Here is a 22,004-nt window from a genome sequence, read left to right on the forward strand (position 1 = left end):
CCATTCGTTGCTGCAGCAGCGAAGGCGGGGGTTATCTACCTGAATTTAAATGAATAAATATTTGCTCACGACTTGAGCAGATACTCGGCAGTATCCTCATCGGTGATAAGCGCATTGATCTGATGGCCTGTTACAGCCGCCTTGATCGCCTTGAATTTGCGCTTACCCTTGCCGATTCCAATGACGGTCGAAGACTCGCGCGAGGGGATCGACGCAGAGGCCACCCGCTCGTTGATCGGGTTGTCGAGGAGCTTGCCTTCGCCATCGAACACCCAGCCGCAGATCTCGCCTACGGCGCCGTTGCGCATCAGCTCCATCATCTCGTCCTTCTCGAGAAAGCCGTCGACGCAAAGCGGCCCGTCGATGCCAAGCTCACCGATGCCGACGAATGTCACGTCCGCCTGCGCGCTGATCTCCAGCGTCGAGCGGACGAGCTGCTGACCGTGCAAGGTTTCCCTCTCCTGCGCCGACGTCACCAGGACCGGCAGCGGCATCGGGAAGTGCCGCGCTTTCACCGCGTCGGCCATGCTGAAGATGACGTTGTAATAAGCGGCCGAACCATCAGGCGCGATGTTGCCGGTCAGCGACACGATGCGATGGCTGGGACATTCGATGGCAGGCAGCTGATCGACCGCGGCCTTCAAGGTTCGCCCTGTACCGACCGCCAGCACGATCGGATCCGTCCGCTTCAGCCAGCGTTCGATTTCAGCCGCCGCGGCTTCCGCGATGCCGACGGTCGTCGAGCTGGAGCCCGGGTCGCTCGGCACGACCTCGACATGCTTCAGGTTGAACTTCTTGCGCACGGCATTGGCGAGTTCGAGGCAAGCGGCGATCGGATGGTCGAGCCGCACCTTGATGAGCCGTTCGGCAACGGCGAGTGACACCAGACGCTGTGCCGATTGCCGCGAAATCCCCATGGAAGAGGCAATCTCATCCTGCGTCCGTCCCGCCACGTAGTAGAGCCATCCTGCACGCGCCGCGTCATCCAGCCGTCCCGAAGTCTCGGATTTTCTTACCATCAAGTCTCTACCATGCTGAAAGGACCGGCCGTAGCCGACGCGAAGATACACATTGCGGCAGATCAAACCAGAATTCGGGCAAATGTCGAGTGCATTGAGAAATCGCACAGCCTATTTTGACTTGCCGCGCGGGGGCCGGATGCCATCTGCTTGTCATCTTTGTCGATCAAGCCTTGCTTGACCGAGGGTTGAACTGCGAGCTAACTGGCAGCGAGGAAAAAACTGTGCGAATTCTGCTGGTTGAAGATGACAGAATAATTGGTGGAGCAGTGCGGGATCACGTCGTCGCGGCCAATCATGCTGTCGACTGGGTACAAAGTCTCGCCGACGCTGACGCCGCGTCTCGACCTGTCGACTACGGGCTGATCCTTCTCGATCTTCAGCTCCCGGATGGCAGTGGCGTTGAGTTTCTTCGCCGCTTTCGCGAAAGAGGCCTGAAGACGCCCGTTATCATCTTGACCGCGCGCGACCAGATTTCGGATCGCATCGATGGACTGAATGCCGGCGCCGACGACTATCTCGTGAAGCCGTTCAATCTGGACGAGTTGGAAGCGCGTATCATGGCGGTCGCGCGCCGCTATGACGCCAATCCGCATCCCGTGCTCCGCATTTCCGATATCGAGATCAACCGGCCCCTGCATCAACTCTCCGTGGCCGGCGAAACGATCATCCTGACGAGCCGCGAATGGGCGGTGCTCGACCTTTTGACCGCCCGCCCAGGCGCGATCGTTCCGAAGGACCGAATCGAGGAAGCGCTCTATGCGTTCGGCTCGGAGATCGAAAGCAACACCGTCGAGGTCTATGTGAGCCGCTTACGCAAGAAGATCGGCAAGGACAGGATCCGCACGGCACGCGGCATCGGCTACACACTCGGATGAAGATGAAACGCGAACGCAGCATCACCGGCCCACTCATTCTTGCCCTGACGACCGTCATGGTCGTCTTCTGGCTCGCTGCGATCGGCCTCAGCTTTCGCGTGATGCAGCATGAATTCGACGAGATTTTCGACGGCGCCCAGCAGGAGACGACCGAGCGCCTGCTGGCTCTGATCCTCGACGATCTGAACCAGAGTACGAAGGTCGATCCGCACAGCATGGCGATGTTCGACGCTGCGGCCAGACGCGAGTATCTGACCTATCAGGTGCGCAACACCAGCGGCAAGGTAGCGTTGCGCTCGAATGACGCCCCGGTCGAGCCCTTCGATGCACCGCTTCGCACCGGCTTTTACGACACACCGACAGCTCGAATCTATACCGAGATGACAGCCGACGGCTCTCTGTTCCTGCAAGTGGCTGACCGGTTCAAGAACAGGCGCGAGGCAGTGCGCGAAAGCACCGTGACACTGCTGATCCCGTTGGTGGCGCTCATTCCGGCCAGCATTTTCGCAATCTGGTTCATCGTCGGGCGCGCGCTGCGACCGATCGAGACGCTTCGGCGAGATATCGGGACGAAGGACAGTGGCAACATGGCCGAGGTCGACGATCGGAACCTGCCGGTCGAACTGCGGCCGATTGCGCGATCGGTCAACCTGCTCCTCGGGCGCCTGCGTGCGGCTCTCGAGGCGGAGCGCGAATTCACCGCCAACAGCGCGCACGAACTGAGAACGCCGATCGCCGGCGCGCTTGCACAGACTCAGCGCCTTGCCGAGGAATTGCCGCCTAGTGCAACGCGAGATCGCGTCCAACAGGTCGAGGCTTCGCTGGTCAATCTCGGCCGTTTGGCAGAAAAGCTCTTGCAGTTGTCACGCGCGGAAGCCGGCATCGGTGGGAGTTCAAATGCGGTCGACCTGCGTCCGGTCCTGGACATGGTCGTCACCGACTTTCAACGCGACAGCCGCACGAATGGTAGGCTTCGATATTCCGCCGCGCCGGACACAAAGCTCATCCGCAACGCCGACATGGACGCCTTCGGCATTGTCACCCGGAACCTGATCGAGAATGCGTTGCTGCACGGCGATCCGGACCTGCCGGTCAATGTCAGCCTCGAAAGCGGCGGCGTCATCCGCGTCGTCAACGGCGGACCGCCGGTTCGCGAGACCGAGATGGCGGGCCTGAAAAAGCGTTTCAGCCGCGGCAAAACGACAGCGTCCGGTTCCGGGCTCGGACTAGCGATTGCCGACCGCATCGTGTCCCAAATGGGCGGGACGCTGGAATTGTTGTCGCCGGCGACCGGCGCGAAAACCGGCTTCGAGGCGAAAATGACGCTTCCGGCCTAGCCCGGATTTGGCTTGCAAAACCCGCGGAAGGGTGCGAGCAGACGCAGAGGCCATCCAAAGCAGCAGAACCCGAATGATCATCTCTTTCGACATCGGCGGCTCCGCCATCAAGGGTGGTGTGGCGCACTCCGAAACCAACATCACGCCGCTTGGCCGTCGCCCAACCCCCAAGGACGACTTTTCTGCCTTCGTCGGTACGCTGCGCGCCATCATCGCGCAAACCGGCGAGCAGCCGACGCACCTTGCCTTCTCGATCGCCGGCGTGGTCGATCCGGATACGCATCGGCTCACCTGCGCCAATATTCCCTGTATCCACGGCCGCAATCTCGCCGCCGACCTCGAAGCCGAACTTGGCCTGCCAGTACTGATTGCAAATGATGCCGACTGCTTCGCCATGGCGGAAGCCGATCTCGGCGCCGGACGCGGTCACCGCATCGTCCTCGGTGCCATTCTCGGAACAGGCGTCGGCGGCGGCGTCGTCGCGGACGGTCGTCTGATCAATGCCGCCGGCGGCTTTGCCGGCGAATGGGGTCATGGACCGGCGCTTGCGTCTCACGCCGGCAATCCGCCGGTCGCGATCCCGGCCTATCCCTGCGGCTGCGGCCAGACGAGGTGTGTCGATACGGTCGGCGGCGCGCGTGGTCTCGAGCGATTGTACAAGACGCTGCATGACGTCGATCTCTCCAGCCAGGAAATTATCGATGACTGGTTGAAAGGCGAGGCCAAGGCAGCGCGCACCATCGACGTCTTCGTCGATCTCGTCGCCTCACCGCTTGCGCTGACCATCAACATCACGGGCGCGACCATCGTTCCCGTCGGCGGCGGGCTTTCCAACGTCGAACCGCTGCTTGCAGAGCTGGACAAGGCCGTCCGGCAGCGCATCCTGCGCAAATTCGATCGCCCGCTGGTGGTCCGCAGCGAATGCCGCGTCGAACCCGGCCTGATCGGCGCTGCGCTGCTCGGCTTGAAAGCGGAAGCCGCTCTCGCGGCTAGCTGAAAAGATGCCGCGCCATGTAGTCGACGAAGACCTGTATCTTCGGGGTCGGGTAGCGATTGGCAGGCCATAGGATGCGAAAAGCGCCGACGTCTGCCAGCTCTTCTTCCATCACGGAGATAAGCCGGCCCGAACGGAGTTGGTCGCGCACAGCAAAGAGTGGCAGGCAGGCAAGCCCGATCCCGCTCTCGGCCATATAGATCAAGGGCTCCAGGGTGCTCGCGATTGAGGATACGGGCAGATCCACCGCATCATCGCTCCGGAATGGCCACCGCTCCAGCTTGCCGCTCGAGGGGTATTTGTGATGGAGGCAAAAGTGACGCCGCAAGTCCTGCAATGTCGTCGGCACACTCATGCGGCCGAGGTATTCGCTCGAGCCCACAATGCGGTGAGAGAACTTGCCGAGCGTGCGCGTCATCAGACGCGAATCGCTGATCTCGCCCGTTCTAACTACGGCATCGAACCCCTCATCGATCACATCGACAAGGCGATCGGTAAAATCCAGATCCAGCTCGATCTCGGGATAGGACCGCATGAACGTCGTAATCGTCGGCATGAACAACATGCCTGCCAGCGGTAGACTGACACGAAGCTTTCCACGCGGCACCGCCTTAGTCCTCGCCAGCTCAAGCTCTGCCGCTTCGATCTCGCAGGCGATCCGCCGGCAGCGCTCGAGGAACATCGCCCCTTCGGGCGTCAGGGTGATGCTGCGCGTGCTGCGATGAAAGAGCCGCACTCCCAGCCGATCCTCAAGCCGCGCAATCGCCTTGCCGACCGCTGAGGACGAGATACCGAATTGCTGTCCTGTTCTGGCGAAACTGCGGAGTTCGGCGGCCTGTATGAATATTCCGAGCGCACCAAAGTTATCCAAGCATTCCTCCCATTGCGGACAAAACAGTCCGATCTTATCGGAATGTCGTCCCATTTTTCCGCAATCGCTACAAGGCTATCACGCTCCCGTCGGCCGAAAACTCGGCTTTGCAACCACGGAGACTAACATGTCCAAAGAATACGCCGCCGGCTTCAATATCGCGCCGGCGCCCACGACCTTCATCGTCAACGTCATTCACGCCCATCCGGGAAAACAGGAAGAGGCTTTCCGGATCATCCAGGACGTCGTTCACTATGTCGCGGAACGCAAGGAAGGCTTCCTTTGGAGCAACCTTTCGAAAAGCACGGACGGCGAGACCGTCGTCAACATCGAAGCGATCCAGGATGAAGGCAATGTCGGCGAGTTTTTCGCCGATCCGGTTTTTCTTCAGAAATTCCGCATGCTCGACAGCGTCTCGACGAGTGAATTCCACGCCTACACGGTGGATGATCTCGTGCTGCCAAAGCGCGCGAACGCAGAAGGCTGATCTCTAAAGGGAGAAGGGCGCGGCTTTCACCGCGCCTTTTGACTTCACTCGGCAGCGACAGCCGGGGGATGGCGATCATCCACCGCGTCGTCATTGGCGTTCGACCGATCGCTTTCGGCGCTGGCCGCCTTCGGCTCCTTGCCGAAGAACAGCGCGTACGCAGCCGGCAGCACCAGGATCGTCAGTACCGTCGCGACCAGAATGCCGCCCATCATGGCGTAAGCCAACGGACCCCAGAAGACGCCACGCGAGATCGGGATCAGCGCCAGGACAGCCGTCAGCGCCGTCAGCATGATCGGGCGGAAACGTCGGACCGCGGCACCGACGATCGCTTCCTGCCGATGCATCCCCGCCTTGATGTCCTGATCGATCTGGTCGACGAGGATGATCGAGTTGCGGATGATAATGCCGAGCAGTGCGATGACGCCGAGGATAGCGACGAAGCCGAACGGTGCACCCGATATCAGCAGGGCAGCGGCCGCGCCGATGATCCCGAGCGGACCGGTTGCCAGCACGAGCATGGCCTTGCCGAAATGCTGCAGCTGCGCCATCAGCAGGATGACGATAACGACGAGCATGATCGGCGCCTTGGCTGCAATCGAGGCCTGGCTTTCCGCGGAATCTTCCGCGCCACCTTGGATCTCGACTTTGTAGCCGGCCGGCAGGCTGTCGCGCAGCGACTGCATGTCGGCATACATCGTCATGACCACGTCATTGGACTGCACGCCATCCGGTAGCGTTGCGCGGACCGTAATCGTCGGCAGACGGTCGCGCCGCCATTCGATCCCCTGCTCCAGAACCGGCACCACCTTGGCAACCTGCGAAACCGGAACAAAGCCGCCGAAATCCGTCGGCACGTAGACCGAATTGACCGCCGACAGCAGCGAGCGGTTGTCCTCCGGCTCGCGGGCAACGATCGATACCGTCTCCTCGCCATCGCGGAAGTCGTCAAGCGGCGCGCCGGATACGGCTGTCTGCAGCATCTGACGAACGCGTTGCGAGGTGACGCCGAGCGCACGGGCACGGTCCTGATCGATCACCAGCTTCATCGCCGGCACCGGCTCCAGCCAGTCGTCATGGATCGCGCCGAGCAGCGGATTGGACTGGAACTTTGCCTTCACCTCGTCGGCGATCTTGCGGACTTCCTGGCGATCCGGCCCCATGATGCGCATCTGCACCGGCCAGCCCGTCGGGGGGCCGAGGAACAGACGATCCACCTTGCCGCGGATATCAGGGAAGTCTTCCGCAAGGATCGTCCGCAGCTTCACGATCAGCCGTTCACGCGCCGGCTCGTCGTTTGCCATGACAAGAAGCTGCGCGAAGTTCGGATTGCGAAGCTGCTGGTCGAGCGGCAGGAAGAAGCGCGGGGCGCCTTCGCCGATATAGGTGGCGACGAATTTCTTGTCCGTATCGTCCATGATCTTGGCTTCGAGCGCCTTCGTCTGCGCCTCGACGTCCCTGATGCTGGTGCCTTCGGGCAGCCAGAGGTCGACGAGGATTTCCGGGCGCGACGACTGCGGGAAGAAGTTCTGTGGAATGAACTGGAACGCCCAGAGGCTGGTCGCGAAGGTGACCAATGTCATTGCCACCACGATGATGCGATGACGCACGGCCCAGCCGACGGTTGCCCGAAGGCGTCGGTAGAAGTTCGTATCGAAGGCATCGTGATGCTGGCCCGCATGGTGGCGCTGCTTCAGGATCATGTAGCCGAGCCATGGCGTGAAATAGACCGCCACGAACCACGAGACGACAAGCGCGATGCCAACGACATAGAACAGCGTGCGCACATATTCACCGGCGGTCGAGGCCGCAAAGCCAACCGGGATGAACCCGGCGGTGGTGATCAGCGTACCGGTCAGCATCGGGAAGGCGGTCGAGGAATAGGCGAAGCTCGCCGCCTCGATCTTGACAAGCCCCTCCTCGAGTTTTCGCTCCATCAATTCCACGACGATCATCGCGTCATCCACGAGCAGGCCGAGCGCGATGATCAGAGCGCCGAGCGAGATGCGCTGCAGGTCGATCCCGAGCTCGTACATGATGGCGAAGGTCGCAGCCAGCACGAGTGGGATAGCGATCGCGATCACGAGACCCGAGCGCCAGCCGATGGATAGGAAGGAGACGATGAGCACGATTATCAGTGCTTCACCGAGCGCATGCATGAACTCGCTGATCGCGTCGGTGACAACGTCGGGCTGGTTGGAAATCTGGTCAACGGCCACGCCGTAGGGCAGCGATTCCTCGAAGCGCTGATAGGTGGCTTCGACATCCTTGCCGACATCGGTCACCTTGAAGCCCTTGGCCATGACAACACCGACCTGGACGCTCTCGTGACCATTGAAGCGATATTTGCGCTGATAGGGATCTTCGAGGCCGGAATAGACCGTGGCGATATCCCCGAGACGCGTCACCTGATTGCCGGCCTTTATGCGCAGTTCGCGGATATCCTCGGCCTTTGTCACGTCACCTTCGACGGAGATGCGCACCGAACGCGTGCCGGTATCGACCGACCCGGCCGGATCGACGCTGTTCTGCCCCTTGATTGCGTTCTGCAGGTCGAGCACGGTCAGGCCGCGTTCAGCCAGTGCCTTCGAAGAAACGTCAATGTAGATCTTCTCAGGCTGGTCGCCGATGATGACCGCCTTTTCGACGCCAGGCGTCGTCAGCAACATGTCGCGTGCCTGGATGGCGAATTTCTTCAACTCGGGATAGCTGTAACCATCGCCGCTGATCGAGTGCAGCGTGATGTAGGTATCGCCGAACTCGTCGTTGAAATAGGGACCGAGCAGCCCGTCCGGCAGCTCATTGGAGATGTCGCCGACCTTTTTGCGGACCTGATAGAACGCGTCGGCCACCTGTTCACTGTTGGTATCGCCTTTGACCTGCAGAGTAATGATGGCGCTGCCCGCCCGCGTATAGGATTTGACCCAATCAATGTGGGGGGTTTCCTGCAGCTTACGCTCGATTTTGTTGACGACCTGGTCTTCCATTTCCTGGATGGAGGCGCCCGGCCAGATGGCCTGTACGACCATAACGCGGAAGGTGAAATCCGGATCTTCCTTCTGGCCCATGCGCATCAAGCCGAGCACACCGGTGATCAGGATCAAGCCGAATAGGAAGCGCGCGATGCTTGGGTGGCCAATCGCCCAGCGCGACAGGTTGAAGGGACGCTTCTCGGCGGTCGAGTTGTCCATGATCGTATCCTCTCCTGGCCGGACTCTAGCGAATGATGTCGCCGGTTTCGGCTTGCGCCGACTGCTGTTCCGGCAGCTTGATCTTGAGGTTCTCGGTCATGAACTGCGTGCCGGCCGCGACGACGAGATCGCCAGTTTTCAGGCCGTCAGCGACATGGACGCCGCCGCCGGTGAACTCCGCAACCTTGACCTCGCGGGCATGGACGGTCGACGCATTGCGGTCGACGACCCATACGATCTTCTTGCCGTCCCTCTCGGCAAGTGCACTGAGCGGAATGGCAACGTTGGTCTCGGCATTGCCAATGGCGGCCTCGATCGTCGCCGTCATGCCGAGCAGCACGCGATCGTCGGTCGGAAGGCTGACGCGAACCGAGAAAGTCCGCGACTGTGCATCGGCGCTGCCGGAAACCTCACGCACCTTGCCGTCGAGCACCAGCTTACTGTCGGACCAGAAGCTGGCCTTGACCGTCTTGCCCGGCTTGAACTGCGCAACATCGTTTTCCGGAACGGCGATCTGCACTTCCTTCTCGCCATCGAGCGCGACGGTAACGACAGGCGTCCCCGCAGCAACAACGGCGCCGGTGTCGGCGCTGATCGACGTCACGATGCCGTTCCGGTCCGCCTTCAGTTCGGTGTAGGCGACCTGGTTCTTTGCCTGATCGAGGGACGAAGCTGCGGCATCCCGTGTCGAAACGGCTTGATCGTAGCTGAGGGCAGCCTGCTCCATCTGCGATTTTGCCGTGACGCTCTTGTCGAAGAGCTGCTGGGCGCGCTTGTTGGCAAGGTCGGCGGTTCCCACACCCTTTTCGGCAGCGGCAAGGTTTGCCTCGGCGGTCTTGACCGCCAACTCATAGTCGGTCGGATCGATTTCCGCGAGCAAGTCACCCGGCTTGACGCGATCGCCGATGTTGACGCGACGGTCGGTGATCTTCCCGGCAACGCGGAAGCCAAGGTTCATCTCGACGCGGGCCTTCACCGCACCGGAGTAATCAAGCGAGCGCGTATCGCCAGCCTCAGCGATCTCGACCACCTTGACGGGCCGGATGATCTCCTTCGTCTCTGCTTTCTTCTCCTCGCTGCAGCCGGATACGGCGAGCGCAACGGCGCCAAGAAGCGCGAGGCTGGCAAAGGACGGCAACTGTACTGTCTTCAGCGAAATCATCTTTCGCACTCCTGAAATAGCTTGTCGGTTGATCTGCGGCTTTGGCCGCCTGTTATTTTTTCAGCGCCCTGATCGAGAATTCGACCAGTTCATCGACGGTGGCGCGGTTGGTCTTGGCAAGGCACTGCGCCACCATCTGCGGATGACAGAGACTGATGGTTGCAGCCCCGAAACAGCGGGACGCGACATCCGCATCCTGCTTGGCAAACTCGCCGGCTGCGATCCCTTCGCGGATCACATCGGCGATCAATTCATGAATGCTGTCGACGTGTTTTTCGATGACGTGCCAATCGCGCTCAATGGCAACGATAACCATCTCATGCACTTTTTCCTGGTCGAGCATGGTCTCGACCGTCATCTGGTACTGGCCCTCGACGAAGCGGCGCAGCCGATCGGAAGCGCTGATTGGCAAATGGCAGGCGTCGTAGGCCATCTGGTAGCTAACATTCATCATCCGGCCGCAGATCGCCTGATGGATCTCCACCTTCGATGCAAAAAAGCGATAGACGTTGGCCGGCGACATACCGAGATCGCGGGCGATGTCGGCAACCGTTGTCTTTGAATATCCGTAGTGACGGAAAAGCCGCTCGGCAGCGTCGAGAATGCGCGTCACATTCTCCTGACGGGCTAGTTCGATCGTGTTTTCCGCAGCATCGCTGATCAATTCGGACACCTCGCTTACGACTGACGATTTTCGAATTTCATCAGTCGTAAAATATCAATCGTAATCTGTCAACATTTTCTCGCTTGTGCCACGCGGTCCCGACGCTGCCTTAACTGCTGCGGTCAGTAAGTTGGGTCGGAATTCGGGATGATGGGAAGCGGCAAGGCGCAAGACATCGCCCCGCCAGCCTAAGCTGCAGGGCGTAGCGCCGCGATAAAATGGAACTTAAAAGACCAGGCAGACGACAGGTGCCGGCATCAATACCCGGCACTCGGTCTTACCTGATCGCTCAGGCGAGCTTGACGTCCAACGAGATCGGAACAGCCGAGAGCGCCTTCGACACCGGGCATCCAGCCTTGGCCTTGTTGGCGAGTTCGATGAATGTCCTTTCATCGGTGTTCGGAACCGTGCCGGTCAGCGTAAGATGGATCGCCGTGATGGCGAAACCACTCTCCACGCTCTCAAGCGTCACCTTTGCCGTCGTTTCCATATCGGTTGCCCTGAGGCCCGCCTCTTCCAGGATAAGCGAGAGGGCCATTGTGAAGCAGCCGGCATGTGCCGCCCCGATCAGCTCCTCCGGATTCGTACCTGGGATACCTTCGAAGCGGCTCGAAAAACCGTAGGGATAGTGTTTGAGCGCGCCACTCTGCGTGGAGATCTGCCCCTTGCCGTCCTTCAGTCCGCCGGACCACTGCGCTGAACCTGTACGATTGATCTGCATGCCGTTCTCCTATCTGGATTAGAGGAAGCTGAAAGAGGCATCGCCTCTTAAACGCGATATAATCCTCTATCGGCAGAAGGCGACAACGCCGTGAAATTTCTTCGAGGCGGGCACCCTGAAGACGATCAGGTCCCCATTCGCGCCGTTTCCAGCGTATAGAGTTCCTGCGCGCGCTTGACGCCGCGAAGTGCATAGCGACCGATACAGGCCAGCGCGCCGCGCTCCTCTTCTGGAATCGTTGCCGCAAATTCCGATGACATCAGCACGTTGAGATCAACCGAGCGGCACATCGATGCAATCCGACTGACCTCATTCACGGCAGGCCCGATGACGGTGAAGTCCAGCCGCTCACGGCTGCCGATATTGCCATAGAAGACATCGCCGATGTGCAAGCCGATGTACACCTCGGTTGTCGGGCGGTCCTCAAGCGCACGCTCGTCGTTCAGTGTCTTGAGCTTCTGCCGCAGCAATCTCTCGGCCCGAAGCGCCGCGCAACAGGCATCGGCGGGCTCGCCTGCCTTGAAGATCGCCAGCACCCCGTCGCCGATCAGCTTCAACACGTCGCCGCCGGCTTCGTGGATCGCCGAAATGACAACATCGCTATAGGCATTCAGCATCGGCAGGATTTCTTCCGGCGGCGCACTGTCGGATATCTTGGTGTAATTCAGAAGATCCGAAAACCAAAGAGCCGCCGAGATCCGCTCCGACTTACCACGCGTGATCTTGCCCTTGAGCACCTGCCGGGCGGCATCGCCGCCAAGGTAGACTTCAGCAATCGTCCTGGCGATACGCGCCAGTGCAATGCACTTGATCGCAAGTGCCAGTACCGGCACCAACTTTCGCAGGATGATGAGGTCGTGATCGGAAAAGCCCTCTGGATGGCGCGTCGCAAAGTGAGAGAAGAAGCAATCCATCTCGCCGATCGTGCCCGCCTTGGCGAAGCGGTGGACCATCGCCACGAAATCGGTATGGCCCTGCTCGAGCATCGTGTCGAGCATGACGAAGTCAATCGGATCGCCGAAGCCGATACGCCGTCTAACCTCGTTCTCTTCTCCGGCCCAAAGATAGTAGAAGGCGGAGCGCTGCCAACTTTCCAGCGCAGTACCTTCACTGGAGGGACCATACTCGAATTCGGTTTCGACCTCTTCCCGGCTATCCCAGCGGAATGCCCGTCCCTCGTGGACGGGATGGAGCGTGTCCATCAGCGCCATGCCGCGATCGAGCGGCAGGCCGCGCTCGCGGCAGGTGTTGCAGAACCCGGTCAGCAATTCGGCCTCGGAGGCGCCCTTCAGCCCCTGCTCCGTCAGCCATGCCGCAACTGTCCCTATATCGCTGTATTCCATGCCGTTTCCCTCGCTGTGCGAAAGCTGTATCGCGATTTTGCCGACAAGGGAAAGGCGAACCTCAACCCGCAGAAGGCATGTTGTAAGGTGTGACAATTTCCACCGACGACAATGCCGAAGGCGCAATTCCGCCTCTGACCGGGTGAGCCATAATGGTGCGAAAGGCAGATCGGGCGTCCGTGCGCAGATCATGATGAAGCACGAAGCTGATCTTGCGGGCAATGAGCAGCGCGCGATTGTCCGCATCGAGATCATGCGCGACGAACACGCGGACCAGCCGTTGCGCCGCCTCGAAGGCGGCGAGCACCGCCCGGTTTCCGCCGCCGATGGAGTAGACCGCGTTGATTGCCGGATCCGCTTCAATCGCCTGCATCGCCAGCGTTCCCGTCGCCGCGTCCGTGCCGTGCCCTTCGCTGATCTCGGTCACGCCGATCAGCGGATAGCGTTCGCGCAGCACGCGGCGAAAGCCGATCTCGCGCTCTTCCTCTCCGCGAAAACGACCGCTGGAAAGTGTCACAAGGACGCGCCCTGGCGCGTCGCTGAAATGCTCGCCGATGAGGTAGGCGGCCGTCTCGCCGGCCGCGCGATTGTCCGCACCTGCGTAAGCGCTGCGTGACGAATTGGGCAGGTCCGTCACCAGCGTCACAACAGGAATCCCCGCTTCGATTGTACGGGCCACGGCGACAACCACCTCTGGAACATCGGGCGCCTTCAGCACGATGCCGTTGGTGCCGCGCAGCCGGATTCGGTCGAGCAATTGCACCAGGTCAGCCTGCTTCATCACCTCGGCGAAATGGAAGCGGCAGCGAAAAATCGTTGGCAGGAACGTAGCGACCTCCGCTTCGAACGCATCGCGAACCGCGGTACTGAAGCGCTCCGGCGTTTCCATGACGACATCGATCGCGAGTTTTCGTCCGCTCACCTCCGCGCCGGTCTGCTGTTTCTCGAGCTCGGCGATCGCCGCTTGAACCCGCTGGACCGTCTGGTGTCGAACCCCGCTTCGACCGTTAAGGACGCGATCGACGGTTGCGGTGCTCAACCCGGCCTGGAAGGCGATGTCCTTGACGAGAAACCGATGCGCCATCCAATCCAATCTGATGGTTTTTTGATGGATTTCTGATCTATAACACACCTGCCGGCGGCGTATAGTGCCCTCATCGGAAAGGGAGGAGCACCTGATGAAAACCGACAATCGACAAAAACTGCGCGCCGATCGCGTCTGGCTGACCGAGGATGCCTGCGATCTCGGCGATTTCCGTAAGCTTGCCGAGAAGACAACGGCTCTGACAGACTATCCGACGGCAGAGGCGGTGGAAAAGAACATTCTGATCTACGACAGTGCCAAGGTCTTAGCAGCGATCGCCAGTCCTGAAGGACGCCGCGCCGTCCTCGCCGAGATATGCGAAGCGTTCGGCGAAGGTCCGGGCGTCGTCGTCTTCAAGCGCGCCTACAGGAATACAAGTGTCATCGACCGCGCCAGCGCAATATTCGACGGGATCATCGAGGAGCAACACCGGACCGCAACCGGAGGCGGCGACCACTTTGCCAAGCCGGGCGCCAACGACCGCATCTGGAATTCGCTGGAAAAGCACTGCCTCGCCGATCCCGAAAACTTCGCCGAATACTACGCAAACCCCATCATCGCGATTGCGAGCGAAGCCTGGCTCGGCCCAAGCTATCAAATGACAGCGCAGGTCAACCGGGTCAATCCGGGCGGCGCGGCGCAGTCCGCGCACCGCGATTACCATCTCGGTTTTCAGTCTTCCAAGGTGATCGAGCAGTTCCCGGCGCATGTGCACAGGCTCTCGCCGGTACTCACGCTGCAGGGCGCGGTCGCTCATTGCGACATGCCGCTTGAGAGCGGGCCTACCCTCTTCCTGCCGCACAGCCAGACCTATGAGCCTGGTTACCTCGCCCTCAAGCGCCAGGAGTTCAAGGACTATTTCGAGACCAATCATGTCCAGCTGCCGCTCGAGAAGGGCGACGTCGTGTTCTTCAATCCGGCCCTCTTCCACGCAGCCGGTACAAACCGCTCGACCGACATCAAGCGCGTCGCCAATCTGCTGCAGGTCTCCTCCGCTTTCGGCCGCGCCATGGAGACGGTCAATCGCGAGCGCATGAGCGCCAAGCTGTTCCCGGCATTGAAGTCGCTGAAGGAGAAACTGTCCGAAGCCGAGATCGGCAACGCGGTTGCTGCCTGCGCCGAGGGCTACTCGTTCCCGACCAACCTCGACCGCGACCCGCCGATCGGTGGCCTTGCCCCGAAGACGCAGGCGCAACTGATGCACGAGGCGCTGCAGGAGAATTGGGACGATGCGAGGTTCTCGTCGGCCCTGGCGCAACAGAGCGAGCGGCGACTGAGTTGACGCATCCGTATTGACGAATTTTGCTCCCGGCGCCTTGGCGCCGGGAGCTTTTGGCATATACCCATCATTCAAAGGAGATCCCATGGGTGCATGACGGCCGACGTTTTTGCAGAATGAGTGGCCGTAACTTAACGCACTTATTGTGAGGCCCCGATGTTTAAGACCGAAAAAGGCGCGATCGCCATTCACACGAACCTTGGTGCAATCTTCGTTTCACTGGAGCTGAGTCGTTCGACCTGGCTGATCACGTCGCTGTCGCCGGGGAACGGTGAGAGGATGTCGAAACACTCTTTGAGGGCAGGAGACGTCGCCGGATTGTTTGGTCTGCTTTCGAAGTTGCGGGAGAGATGCCGGGCAAAAACCAGGAATGACTATCCTATCGTCACCATTCAGGAAGCCGGGCTCGACGGCTTCTGGATCCATCGCGTGCTTGAGAAGGCGGGGATCGAAAGTCATGTTGTGGATGCAGCGTCGATCGCGACATCACGCCGCCACCGGCGGGTGAAGACGGATCGTATCGATGGCGAGGCGCTGCTTCGGGTCCTGATGGCGTATAAGAGAGGAGAGCCCCGCGTGTGCTCGATGGCACGGGCACCATCGCCTGACGAGGAAGACCGGCGACGGATTGGCCGGGAGCGCAAGGCGCTAACAGCCGAGCGGGTCGCCCATGTCAATCGCATAAAGGGGCTGCTGTTCTCGCAAGGCATCACCAACTATGAGCCAATGAATACGGATCGGCGGCAACAGTTGGAAGACTTGCAGACTGGCGACGGGCGTGCCTTGCCGACGCATATGAGAGCGCAGATTGGTCGGGAACTGGATCGGCTGGAACTTCTGCTCGAACAGATCAGGACAGTCGAGGACGAGCGCGACGCGCTCATCGCTGCGCAGACCGCGGAGACGATGCCCTCGCCGGTCACGATGCTACTTGAGATCAAGGGGATCGGCACTGAGTTTGCAAACATCCTGTGGGTGGAAGGGCTGTTCCGGCATTTTGACAACCGCCGTCAGGTCGCCGCCTATGCTGGACTGGCTCCGACACCTTGGCAAAGCGGAGCCATTGATCGGGAACAGGGCGTTTCAAAAGCGGGCAATCCGAGGCTGAGGGTGACATTGATACAGCTGTCATGGCTGTGGTTACGACATCAGCCGAACTCTGTGCTGAGCCAATGGTTCAATGCACGCGTCCACCGCAACGGTGGACGTATGAAGAAGTCGACCATTGTCGCGTTAGCCCGCAAGCTGCTGGTGGCAATCTGGAAATACGTCGCCTCGGGTGTCGTCATCGAAGGGGCAATCATGAAGAGGGCTTGATTGTCACCACACATCACCCGTTCCGAAATCTACCAGGATCTCATCAATCCTGGCGGATCCGGGTCGACGAACCGAATGTCACCGTGGCGAAATGCCGGTAATGGAGAATGGTCTCGTCGTCCTGAGCCCTACCCGCCGCAAGCGGGATCTTGGTACGGCCGCGACAGCGCCGACCGAATGTGAGGTTGATCAGGCTCGGCAAAACGAGCTGTGTCATGCAGTCGGGCTTTGGAACCTGGAGCCGATACCGTGAAAAGGAGTGATTTCTTATGACCGACTTGACGCAGACTTTCCCATGTGAGGTGACATGAAAGAGGTCGCCTCTGGAGAGAACGGATCACTGATATGCAGGTGATGATCGAGGGACAGTCACGCTTCCAGCCTTTCGGCTTATCCTGTTGGGGTTTTCGAGATCTCAACAAGGGAGTTGGAAGCATGACTGCCTGTTATGATTACCATATCGGCGTCGACTACCACAAATCCTATAGCCATCTGGTCGTCCAGGATTCGGGCGGCAAGACGCTCAGATCCGGCCGGGTGAAGAACGACCGCCAGTCGCTTGGCGGGTTTCTCGAACGCTACCGGGAGAACTCGCATGCCGTTGTCGAGGCCACCCGCAACTGGATGGTGATGTATGACTGGCTCGACGACATTTGTGATGATGTCGTTCTCGCCCATCCGTTGAAGGTCAAGGCGACGCCAAGATCAAGACCGACAAGATCGATGCGACGGTGCTGGCGCATCTGCTCAGAGCCGACCTGGTGCCGCAGGCTTGGGCACCGAGCGACAAGGCCCGCGAGCTGCGTGTCGCGCTACGCGAGCGGATGTTTTACGTGCGGCTGCGCACGATGACGAAGAACCGCATCGTGACGGTGTTTGATCGCTATCCGGAACAGACGACCGCGACCTATTCGTCCGGCGGCAAGACCTATCACGGCAAAATCATCAAGCAGGGCAACAAGTGGCTGCGCTCGGCCTTCGTCGAAGCGGTGACACCTGCCATCGCCAGCGATGCGCAACTGCGCGCCCAATACGAACACCTGAAGATCAGAGGAGTAAACAAGGCGCGCGTAGCCATTGCGCGTAAGCTTTTGACGATCGCCTTCCAGATCCTGCGCGACCAGCGCGCCTATGAGCCGCGCGGCGAAAGCCCAATGGAAGGCGCGTCGACGATGTCCCGGTTGTCCTGATGCACTTCTAGCGAGCCCGGCAGGTCTGGGCTGCGCTCCTCAAGGAGAATGGGAAACCGGGAGCCGAACGTCACTCTGTGACCGAAGCCAACGCATCAGGTCACGCATTGGAGATGGCTCGAGAACCGCAGGACGGCAACACTCTGTCCAGCGGAAGCAAAAGATTGAGCCGATCGGCGTCAATGCCGATCAAAACGAAACCGAACCCAAGGAAAAGCCGCCAGTTCAAGGCGTTTTGCCCCTTGTGTTCTTTCATTGGAGGAGTGCATGACCACAGACCACAGCCGCCTCGACGGCAAAATCGCTATCGTAACCGGCGGTACGCAGGGCCTTGGGGCAACGATTGCCCGCCTCTTTGCCGAGCGCGGCGCCAAGGGCCTCGTCATTTGCGGCCGCAACGAGCAGAAAGGGAAGGCGAAGGCCGAAGAGATCGCTGCCGCCACGGGGGCCAATGTCGTTTATGTCAAGGCCGATCTCGGGCAGGTCGACGATGCGAAAAACGTCGTTCATGTCTGCGACCAGACGTTCGGCCGCGTCGATGCTCTCGTGAATGCGGCCGCCATCACCGACCGCGGAACCATCCTGGATACCAGTCCGGAACTCTTTGACGCCATGTTCGCCGTCAACGTCCGCGCGCCGTTCTTCCTGATGCAGGAAACGGTGAAGGTGATGCGTCGTGAGAAGATCGAGGGCACGATCGTCAATATCGGCTCCATGTCGGCCAAGGCAGGGCAGCCCTTCATTACCGCCTATTGCGCCTCGAAGGGTGCCCTGGAAACGTTGACGAAGAACACGGCCTACGCACTGCTGCGCAACCGCATCCGCGTCAACGGCCTCAACATCGGCTGGATGGCATCCGAGGGCGAGGATCGCATTCAGCGGGAATTTCACGGCGCACCTGCTGACTGGCTGGAAAAGGCGGCCGCCGGCCAGCCGTTCGGCCGCCTCGTGGATCCCGAGGAAGTGGCACGCGCCTGCGCCTATCTCTCCTCGGCGGAATCCGGCCTCATGACCGGGTCCATGATCTGCTTCGACCAGTCGATCTGGGGCGCCTATGACGGCTCTCCGCATCCGGACACAGCCCTCTGAAAAAATGCAGAGCCCGACGCTTTTGCCGGCGCCGGGCTCTGGAACACATCACCGTTTACGTTTACGAAGAGCGTCATATCGCTTTGGGAGGAGCTGACCTGTGTCGGAAGATGCGCTCTATGACATCCGTGACGACCGTTTCCGCGGCCTGATCGCCGGCAGCGCCCGGCTGGAGGAACTCTACAGCGGCTGCCGCTGGGCCGAAGGTCCCGTCTGGTTCTCCGACCTGAATTGCCTGCTCTGGAGCGACATTCCCAACGAGCGGATGATGCGCTGGGTGCCCGACGGCAGTGTTTCGGTTTTCCGCTCTCCCTCGCACTACGTCAACGGCAACACCCGCGACCGCCAGGGCCGGTTGATTTCCTGCGAGCACGGCGGCCGGCGCGTCACCCGCACCGAATTTGACGGCCGCATCACGGTGCTGGCCGACAGCTACAAGGGCAAGCGCCTGAACTCTCCGAACGACGTCGTCGTCAAATCGGACGGCTCGATCTGGTTCACCGATCCGAGCTACGGAATCATGTCCGACTACGAAGGCCACAAGGCGGAACCGGAGCAGGAAACCCGTAACGTCTACCGCATCGACGCTCCGACCGGCGAGATCGAAGCAGTCGCTACCGATTTCATCCAACCGAACGGCCTTGCCTTCTCGCCCGACGAAAAACAGCTCTACATCGCCGATTCCGCCTCTTCCAATCATGAGGTGCCGCGCCATATCCGCGTTTTCGACGTCGTCGACGGCAGGAAGCTGACGAACAGCCGGTATTTCTGCTCGATTGACCGCGGCGTGCCCGATGGTTTCCGTTTCGATGCCAGCGGCAATCTCTGGACCAGCGCAGCCGACGGCGTTCACTGCTTTGCGCCCGACGGCACGCTGCTCGGCAAGATCAAGGTGCCGCAGACGGTCTCCAACATCGCCTTTGGCGGCGTGAAAAAGAACCGGCTCTTCATCACGGCCACGCAATCCCTGTATTCGATCTACACCACGACCAACGGCGCCCAGTACCCATAGGCCCGCCTCAGCGCTGCCTGGGGCTGGGCATTGCATCCAGAAAGAACCACCGATGTTCGAGTTTTCACGCGCCCGCAACCGGCGCCAATCCATCCGCAACGCCTTTTTCATGGGAGCTTGAGATGCGTTCCGTCGTCTCTTTCAACGAAAGCTGGAGTTTTCACGAGGGTTTCGGCCGGCGTTTGCTCGAGGACTTCGATGGCACGGCGACCGTCAGCCTGCCTCATACGGCCGTTGAACTGCCGTTCAACTACTTCGATGAGAAAAGCTATCAGCGGGCATTCACCTATCAGAAGATCCTGCGCTGGATGCCGGAGTTTGAGGGCCGCGAGGTCTCGCTCGTCTTCGACGCAGCCATGGCCGATGCCGTCGTCTACCTGAACGGCGAAGAGGTCATCGCTCACAAGGATGGCTACACGCCGTTCGAAGCACGCCTCACCGACCGGTTGGCCGTGGGCGACAATCTGATCACCGTAAAAATCGACGGTAGCGAAAATCCAGCGATTCCACCCTTCGGCGGCCGCATCGACTACCTGACCTATGCCGGCATCTACCGTGACGTCTGGCTGAAGGTCACAGATCCGCTCTCGGTTGGCAACCTGAAGATCGAAACCCACAACGTGCTGGCAGAGGAAAAGTCGGCAAGTGTGCGCGTCGATCTTGCCAATCCGCAGCAGCTTGCGTTCCTGGGCTCGGTATCCGCGTCGCTGAAGGATGCCGACGGACGCCTGCTTGCCACGGCTTCCGCGGAGACGACCGGTGAAGACCTGACGCTCTCCTTCGGTAGCCTCACCGGAATTTCCCTCTGGGATATCGCCAATCCCGCGCTTTACGAATTGACCGTCGAATTGAAGACAAGCCATGGCTCCGACCGCGTCTCGTCGCATTTCGGCTTCCGCACCGCGGAATTCACGCCCGAAGGCTTTATGCTCAACGGCCGATCGTTGAAGCTGCGCGGCCTCAATCGTCACCAGGCATTCCCCTATGTCGGCTATGCAGCAGGGAGATCGGCCCAGGAGCGCGATGCCGACATCATGAAGTCGGTGCTGAAGTGCAATATCGTCCGCACGTCGCATTATCCGCAATCGAAGTGGTTCCTCGACCGGTGCGATCGCATCGGTCTCTTGGTTTTCGAGGAAATTCCAGGTTGGCAGCATATCGGCGACGAGGAGTGGCAGCAGGAATCGATCCGCAATGTCCGGCGGATGATCGAACGCGACTGGAACCACCCCTCGATCATCATCTGGGGCGTTCGCATCAACGAGTCGCAGGACAGCCATGACTTCTATGTCGAGACCAACCGGCTTGCCCGTGAACTCGATCCGACGCGCCAGACCGGCGGCGTCCGCTACATAACCGACAGCGAGCTGCTCGAAGACGTCTACACGATGAACGACTTCATCCTCGGCAACGAGGAACTGCCCGGCAACAACCGCCCGCGCACGGCGCTTCGCCCACAGCAGGAATCCACCGGCCTGTCGTACAAGGTGCCGTACATGATCACCGAGTTTGGTGGCCACATGTATCCCACCAAGATCTACGACCAGGAAGCCCGGCAGGCCGAGCATGTCCGCCGGCATCTCGAGGTGCTGAACGCCGCCTACGGCGATCCTGACATCGCGGGTGCGATCGGTTGGTGCATGTTCGACTACAACACCCACAAGGACTTCGGCTCCGGCGACCGGATCTGCTACCACGGCGTCATGGACATGTTCCGCGAGCCGAAGTTTGCGGCCTATGTCTATGCAAGCCAATGCGATCCCTCCGAAGAGATCGTCATGAAGCCGGTCACGTTCTGGGCTCGCGGCGAGCGCAACATCGGCGGTGTGCTGCCACTGATCGTCCTGACCAACTGCGACGAGGTCGAGCTGCGCTACGGCTCAGTGACCAAGCGGATCGGTCCCGACCGCGAGAACTACCCGCACCTGCCGCACCCGCCCGTCGTTCTCGACCACCGTCATTTCACGCCGGATGAGCTTGGCACTTGGGGCCTTGAATGGATCGACGGCGAATTCACCGGCTACATTGACGGCGAACCTGTCGCCAGGTTGACGCTTGTCGCAGACCCGCTGCCGACGACGCTGCAGGTCGTTGCCGACAGCACGACGCTGAAGGCGCGCGAGCGCGACGCGACCCGCGTCGTCATTCGCGCGCTTGATCAACAGGGCCAGCGCTTGCCCTTCATAAATGACAGTGTGACCCTGCACGTCGACGGGCCCGCAAAGATTGTTGGTCCAGTATCGGTTCCGCTGCAGGGCGGCACGGCCGGTTTCTGGTTGGAAGCGATCGGACTGACGGGCGCAATCAGCGTGCAGGTAAGCAGCAGCCGCTTCCCTGATGTCAAGGTCGAACTGACGGCGGTTTGA

At 60.4% G+C, this 22,004-nt stretch carries 19 protein-coding genes and 1 pseudogene; 11 read left to right on the forward strand and 9 right to left on the reverse strand.

The window, feature by feature from the left end; genetic code table 11:
- Nucleotides 1–65 precede the first annotated feature (65 nt).
- Nucleotides 66–1,019 (reverse strand): sugar-binding transcriptional regulator, encoded by a 954-nt coding sequence (locus PMI09_RS12590; protein WP_007793956.1) that lies wholly within the window; start codon nucleotides 1,017–1,019, stop codon nucleotides 66–68.
- 224 nt (nucleotides 1,020–1,243) lie between these two features.
- Here PMI09_RS12590 and PMI09_RS12595 point away from each other — a divergent pair, with 224 nt between their 5' ends.
- The 3 genes from PMI09_RS12595 to PMI09_RS12605 all read left to right on the forward strand — a co-directional run bounded on the left by PMI09_RS12595 (nucleotide 1,244) and on the right by PMI09_RS12605 (nucleotide 4,231).
- Nucleotides 1,244–1,897 carry a response regulator gene (locus PMI09_RS12595; RefSeq protein ID WP_007793961.1) on the forward strand — a complete coding sequence of 218 codons (654 nt, stop codon included), beginning with the start codon at nucleotides 1,244–1,246 and terminating at the stop codon, nucleotides 1,895–1,897.
- A 2-nt stretch (nucleotides 1,898–1,899) separates the two neighbouring features.
- Entirely contained in the window at nucleotides 1,900–3,234 is a 1,335-nt protein-coding gene (locus tag PMI09_RS12600; RefSeq protein ID WP_007793964.1) for a sensor histidine kinase, read from the forward strand.
- Between the two features lie 73 nt (nucleotides 3,235–3,307).
- On the forward strand, nucleotides 3,308–4,231 hold the full coding sequence (locus PMI09_RS12605; protein ID WP_007793966.1) for an ROK family protein: 924 nt from the start codon (nucleotides 3,308–3,310) through the stop codon (nucleotides 4,229–4,231).
- On the opposite strand, the gene PMI09_RS12610 is transcribed toward PMI09_RS12605, so the two are convergent.
- A complete protein-coding gene (locus PMI09_RS12610; RefSeq protein ID WP_007793968.1) occupies nucleotides 4,224–5,099 on the reverse strand; it encodes a LysR family transcriptional regulator in 876 nt (291 codons plus the stop codon). The genes PMI09_RS12605 and PMI09_RS12610 overlap by 8 nt on opposite strands.
- A 127-nt stretch (nucleotides 5,100–5,226) precedes the next feature.
- Between PMI09_RS12610 and PMI09_RS12615 the strand changes: the two genes are divergently transcribed.
- On the forward strand, nucleotides 5,227–5,586 hold the full coding sequence (locus tag PMI09_RS12615; protein ID WP_007793972.1) for an antibiotic biosynthesis monooxygenase: 360 nt from the start codon (nucleotides 5,227–5,229) through the stop codon (nucleotides 5,584–5,586).
- Nucleotides 5,587–5,630: 44 nt separating this feature from the next.
- Here the strand turns inward: PMI09_RS12615 and PMI09_RS12620 are convergent, their stop codons facing one another.
- The 6 genes from PMI09_RS12620 to PMI09_RS12645 all read right to left on the reverse strand — a co-directional run bounded on the left by PMI09_RS12620 (nucleotide 5,631) and on the right by PMI09_RS12645 (nucleotide 13,706).
- Nucleotides 5,631–8,777: an efflux RND transporter permease subunit gene (locus PMI09_RS12620; protein WP_007793975.1), complete on the reverse strand. Its 3,147-nt coding sequence runs from the start codon at nucleotides 8,775–8,777 to the stop codon at nucleotides 5,631–5,633.
- A gap of 25 nt (nucleotides 8,778–8,802) precedes the next feature.
- Complete coding sequence (locus PMI09_RS12625) at nucleotides 8,803–9,939, reverse strand: efflux RND transporter periplasmic adaptor subunit (RefSeq protein WP_007793979.1); 1,137 nt, start codon at nucleotides 9,937–9,939, stop codon at nucleotides 8,803–8,805.
- A 52-nt stretch (nucleotides 9,940–9,991) separates the two neighbouring features.
- Nucleotides 9,992–10,600 carry a TetR family transcriptional regulator gene (locus PMI09_RS12630; RefSeq protein WP_037082965.1) on the reverse strand — a complete coding sequence of 203 codons (609 nt, stop codon included), beginning with the start codon at nucleotides 10,598–10,600 and terminating at the stop codon, nucleotides 9,992–9,994.
- Between the two features lie 292 nt (nucleotides 10,601–10,892).
- Nucleotides 10,893–11,324, reverse strand: coding sequence for an OsmC family protein (locus PMI09_RS12635; protein WP_007793984.1), 432 nt, complete (start codon nucleotides 11,322–11,324; stop codon nucleotides 10,893–10,895).
- 125 nt (nucleotides 11,325–11,449) lie between these two features.
- Entirely contained in the window at nucleotides 11,450–12,667 is a 1,218-nt protein-coding gene (locus PMI09_RS12640) for an adenylate/guanylate cyclase domain-containing protein (RefSeq protein WP_007793987.1), read from the reverse strand.
- A 61-nt stretch (nucleotides 12,668–12,728) separates the two neighbouring features.
- Nucleotides 12,729–13,706, reverse strand: a complete 978-nt coding sequence (locus PMI09_RS12645; RefSeq protein WP_244423762.1) for a LacI family DNA-binding transcriptional regulator — start codon at nucleotides 13,704–13,706, stop codon at nucleotides 12,729–12,731.
- Between PMI09_RS12645 and PMI09_RS32205 the strand changes: the two genes are divergently transcribed.
- The 3 genes from PMI09_RS32205 (at nucleotide 13,632) to PMI09_RS12655 (ending at nucleotide 16,347) form a co-directional block, all read left to right on the forward strand.
- Nucleotides 13,632–13,787 (forward strand): hypothetical protein, encoded by a 156-nt coding sequence (locus PMI09_RS32205; RefSeq protein WP_244423763.1) that lies wholly within the window; start codon nucleotides 13,632–13,634, stop codon nucleotides 13,785–13,787. The genes PMI09_RS12645 and PMI09_RS32205 overlap by 75 nt on opposite strands.
- A gap of 58 nt (nucleotides 13,788–13,845) precedes the next feature.
- Nucleotides 13,846–15,033, forward strand: coding sequence for a phytanoyl-CoA dioxygenase family protein (locus tag PMI09_RS12650; protein ID WP_007793993.1), 1,188 nt, complete (start codon nucleotides 13,846–13,848; stop codon nucleotides 15,031–15,033).
- A gap of 153 nt (nucleotides 15,034–15,186) precedes the next feature.
- A complete protein-coding gene (locus tag PMI09_RS12655) occupies nucleotides 15,187–16,347 on the forward strand; it encodes an IS110 family transposase (protein ID WP_007793995.1) in 1,161 nt (386 codons plus the stop codon).
- Nucleotides 16,348–16,390: 43 nt separating this feature from the next.
- On the opposite strand, the gene PMI09_RS31350 is transcribed toward PMI09_RS12655, so the two are convergent.
- Nucleotides 16,391–16,564: a hypothetical protein gene (locus PMI09_RS31350; protein WP_157213370.1), complete on the reverse strand. Its 174-nt coding sequence runs from the start codon at nucleotides 16,562–16,564 to the stop codon at nucleotides 16,391–16,393.
- A gap of 218 nt (nucleotides 16,565–16,782) precedes the next feature.
- Here PMI09_RS31350 and PMI09_RS12660 point away from each other — a divergent pair.
- The 4 genes and pseudogenes from PMI09_RS12660 to PMI09_RS12675 all read left to right on the forward strand — a co-directional run bounded on the left by PMI09_RS12660 (nucleotide 16,783) and on the right by PMI09_RS12675 (nucleotide 22,004).
- Nucleotides 16,783–17,537: pseudogene (locus tag PMI09_RS12660) on the forward strand (IS110 family transposase).
- Between the two features lie 267 nt (nucleotides 17,538–17,804).
- A complete protein-coding gene (locus tag PMI09_RS12665; RefSeq protein WP_007794003.1) occupies nucleotides 17,805–18,626 on the forward strand; it encodes an SDR family oxidoreductase in 822 nt (273 codons plus the stop codon).
- Nucleotides 18,627–18,726: 100 nt separating this feature from the next.
- Nucleotides 18,727–19,638, forward strand: coding sequence for an SMP-30/gluconolactonase/LRE family protein (locus PMI09_RS12670; RefSeq protein WP_007794006.1), 912 nt, complete (start codon nucleotides 18,727–18,729; stop codon nucleotides 19,636–19,638).
- Nucleotides 19,639–19,667: 29 nt separating this feature from the next.
- Entirely contained in the window at nucleotides 19,668–22,004 is a 2,337-nt protein-coding gene (locus PMI09_RS12675) for a glycoside hydrolase family 2 protein (protein ID WP_274533078.1), read from the forward strand.

Source organism: Rhizobium sp. CF122 (genome assembly GCF_000282035.1).
Taxonomy (GTDB): domain Bacteria; phylum Pseudomonadota; class Alphaproteobacteria; order Rhizobiales; family Rhizobiaceae; genus Rhizobium.